Annotated in this window: 3 protein-coding genes; 1 reads left to right on the top strand and 2 read right to left on the bottom strand. The window is 38.8% G+C overall.

All coding sequences use genetic code 11. The annotated features are described in order from the left end of the window. Positions 1 to 157: 157 nt before the first annotated feature. Together ACMUMJ_RS16765 and ACMUMJ_RS16760 are read right to left on the bottom strand one after the other, a co-directional pair. The gene (locus tag ACMUMJ_RS16765) at positions 158 to 337 is read right to left on the bottom strand and encodes a hypothetical protein (RefSeq protein ID WP_414679992.1); all 180 of its coding nucleotides are present in this window, start codon (positions 335 to 337) and stop codon (positions 158 to 160) included. A gap of 525 nt (positions 338 to 862) precedes the next feature. Further along, positions 863 to 2,995 (bottom strand): ATP-dependent helicase, encoded by a 2,133-nt coding sequence (locus ACMUMJ_RS16760; RefSeq protein ID WP_414679991.1) that lies wholly within the window; start codon positions 2,993 to 2,995, stop codon positions 863 to 865. Positions 2,996 to 3,124: 129 nt separating this feature from the next. On the opposite strand from ACMUMJ_RS16760, the gene tnpA reads away from it, so the two are divergent. Next, positions 3,125 to 3,550: an IS200/IS605 family transposase gene (tnpA, locus tag ACMUMJ_RS16755; protein WP_414679990.1), complete on the top strand. Its 426-nt coding sequence runs from the start codon at positions 3,125 to 3,127 to the stop codon at positions 3,548 to 3,550. The last annotated feature ends 141 nt before the right edge of the window (positions 3,551 to 3,691 follow it).

Genomic DNA, 3,691 nt, shown 5'->3' with positions numbered 1-3,691 from the left:
GTGGTAATGAAAATTTAAACATCTGAGATTCCTTTTAAACGTTTCTTTATCTTTATTCTGAAGTTATTGTATTGGTATATCGAATTTCGATAGCGAAATGCCATCCAGATGACTCGTCACCCTGAAGGTTAAAGGTGGAACCATAGTTGCTGCCGTTTTACCGCAACTTGATTTTTAAGATTGCCTCAATTGAGTGTCTTTTACCGTCATACAGAAAGTCACTGACAACAGAGAGTTGTGTTTGCTTAATCGTAGTTACAGGGTCTAATGGACTGACTTTTAATAGATGCCCAGTGGTATTGCGTATTGCGTAATCTGTGCCGTAAGCAATAAACATGCCTGCATGTATTTCCTGAATTTTTTCTTATTCTACATTATATAATTAATTATTGTTTTGTTTGTTTTATATTCGGTCATTAACCGTAATATTTGGGTTCTACTTTTAGGTGATGCATTATCAAATTTTGAAAGCATTGGTTTTGTGCTCATATAAGATGCACATAGTTTATGACGATTGCCTTTATATAGATATGGTCCATTTTTGTCTCTCTTGAGAAAATTAATAGAGCTTGTTTTCTCTTCAATCTGTATTAGGCATTGGCCAAAATCACACCCTAATAGATTAATCTGTTCTTTTTCTGTTAGTCGTCCAACCCAAACTCGAAGGTTGTGAGATGGTCCAATCAATATATCTAGAGCTTTGTTGATTGTATGTTTGTTGATCATTTGTTGTTTCCCATAAATATCTGATAAGAAACATTTTATCGATCATGGGATGGGAGGGAGCTTTTATAAGATCTACAATATATAACGACTATAGGTTAAAGGTGAAACCTGAAGATACTATTTCCTTATAGCAAAATTAGAAACTCATCATTTCCTGGAGGGCCAATTCAGATGGGATGTCCCGCAAGGCTTTCGAGAAATTGCTAACTAATGGTCTTTTGCCATCGATAAGCATCCCTTGAGTTAATAGTGCTTTAGCCAGTCCAAGCTCTTTGGTGGTGAGTTCAAGAAGGTTGACTGGATCTTTTTTCATTTTGTCAATTAAAGTCTTGAACGAATCGCTGAATTTTGATGAGTTGGTGTTAAGCATCGCCTTGATTAAAGAGTTTTTTAGTTCTTTTAGTGAAAGCTCGTAATCATTATCTGAACATCCTTCTGTGAGAATAGATGTCAATTCTGGCTTACCCGAAGGAATGGATGCGTCAAAAGAAAAGCGATCAGGAATTTTATCCAAGAACGTGCATCGACGATCCTGTCGTCCTATCATAAATAAAAAGTGCTTGGCTCTTGTTATGGCAACAAATAATAATCGCTCTTCCTCCGGGATTTTAGTTTTATCTTTAAGGTTGGGGAATGATCCGTTACAGATATTGACTAAAAATACAGTGCTGAATTCTAAACCTTTTGATGAATGGATTGTCATCATCTGAACTGATTCTCCATGCTTGTCAAGCGTGGTTTCACGATTAAGGATTAGTGATTCGATTATGTCGTCGATTGATGCTGCGTTTTGAATTCCCTCAATGGCTTTACATAGAGACATGATGTTTTCACTGGGAGCGCTGCCAGCAGCATCCTGTTCAGGCATAACATTGCCATAAATGCTAGGATTTAACAGAACCTCCTTCACAAGCGATTTTAAGTCATATGTGCAATACTGGTGATTGAACTTATCAAAACATTCTCCTAAAGCAGATGAAGCTTCACTATTGTATGCATCAAGTGCTTGGATCGGGTCTAGATTGTCGCTCCAAGCAAGTTTTGCTTTTGCTTGGCCAATGCCTTTAAAGTTGCATGCAATAAGTTTGAAATTCAAAAAACATGGATTTGCTAGATAACCTAAGATGGCCATGCAAGTTTTTATTTCCTTCGTGTCCCAAAAGCTATTAGAGCCCTTGACTTGAACGCTAATGCCTTGCTCAATCAATGTTCTTTCGACTTTTAGCCCGTGGCTGTGATTGCGGTATAAAACCACCATTTTAGATAAAGGGTGTCCTAAGCTCGAAAGGGCTTTAATTTCATGCACAACTCTCAGTGCTTCCTCTTGATCGTCTTTAGCTCTGATCTTGCGGATAGAGTTAGCGGTACCGATCTCTAGGATGTCCTGAGAAGTTAAGGCTTTTTTACTATTAACAGCAAATTTTGCAGCGCTGACGATTGTTTTAGTGCTTCTAAAGTTTTTTGTCAGATTAACTACTTCTGCATTGTTTCTTTCAGCGAAGCTCAAAAAGAAACCACTTGTTGCTCCTCTAAATCCATATATGGCTTGATCATCATCTCCCACCACAGTCATGTTTGTTTGTTTGCCTTTTAGTAGTTGTAGTAGCTTCTCCTGGCTCGGGTTGATGTCTTGATACTCATCTACAAAAATATGCTGGTAAGTGGCTTGGGCTGCGTTTCGTGCGTTTGAATCATTTTCAAGAATGGAGGTTGCCGTAGTGATAATTGCGTCGAAATCGAGAAGGCACTCAGCTTTGCACTTTTCAAGGTAGCGTGTATAAAGCTCATAAAAGAAAGGTTGAGAGTTTTTTCGTAACACCTCTTTGCTGATTTGCTTGTTTTGCCATACACTTATTTCGCGCTCTAATTGATTGATACTGGCATGCAAACGCAAACCGTTACCTTCAATATCCATATCGTTAAGCTCATTAACAATGCTGGAGATGATTTCTTTTCGATAGTTACCATCGATAACTTTATAGGGCTCGTCGCTTAAAGTTGAGCATATTTTGAAGCCAAGCTTGTGTATGTTTGTGATAGTGACGCCATGAAGGTCTTCCCCGATTCGTTTCTTAAGGTCGGCGCAACTTTTAAGGGTGAATGTTGTAGCAAGAATAGATTTGCTGGGTATGCCTTTAGAGACAAGGAATTTAATTCGTTCGCAGATAGCATGAGTTTTCCCTGAGCCAGCCGAAGCTACAACCAAAAGATCTTTGTTTGTCGGTGAGTAGATTGCTTTTTGTTGTTCTTGCGTGCTTATCTGGTTCATGTCTAAAAAATCCCCTCGACTGTCTTCACTAAAGCTGCCCGAACGAAACTCAAAATGCAAAATTGGTCTTTTCTTTCATAGAATATATAATATAGGCATTAAAGACATATTTCAATTATAGGTCTATCTATGAACGATATCGATTTACGTACCGGAAGGCATTGCGTTTTTATGCTTCATTGCCACCTTATTTTTATCACCAAATACAGAGGAAAAACCCTCAACAACGAAGTTCTTAGCTTTATAGAGGGTGTTATGAGAGACATTGCCGCAGGCTTCGAGGTTGAAATAACAGAATTTAACGGAGAAAGTGATCATATCCACTTGCTCATTAATTATCCTCCTAAAGTGTCATTATCTAAGTTAATAAATTCACTTAAAGGAGTATCGAGCCGAAAGGTTCGACAGAATTTTCCTGATGTTAGATATCACTGGACAAACAAAAACACAGGAGCGCTATGGAGCCCATCGTATTTTGCAGGATCGATAGGCGGAGCGCCGTTAGAAGTCTTAAAGCGATACATTGAGCAACAAGACAGGCCACATAAACAGTGATGCGCTTATATCACAAACTTGATATCCTCCCTCCACTAAATCAGACGAGCTGATTATATGGGGGGATTCCTCCTACGAGACGCTCATACCCGAGCGCAAGAATGTTCTTTGCCGCGTTTATGTCGCGATCATGCTCAGCTC

It is taken from the genome of Marinomonas phycocola (genome assembly GCF_047525455.1).
GTDB lineage: Bacteria > Pseudomonadota > Gammaproteobacteria > Pseudomonadales > Marinomonadaceae > Marinomonas.
This window is presented reverse-complemented; position numbering and strand designations above follow the sequence as displayed.

What these genes read in the sequence shown, in the direction of transcription:
- ACMUMJ_RS16765 (WP_414679992.1), bottom strand. Translation starts at nt 337, where the DNA reads ATGTTTATTGCTTACGGCACAGATTACGCAATACGCAATACCACTGGG.
- ACMUMJ_RS16760 (WP_414679991.1), bottom strand. Translation starts at nt 2,995, where the DNA reads ATGAACCAGATAAGCACGCAAGAACAACAAAAAGCAATCTACTCACCG.
- tnpA (WP_414679990.1), top strand. Translation starts at nt 3,125, where the DNA reads ATGAACGATATCGATTTACGTACCGGAAGGCATTGCGTTTTTATGCTT.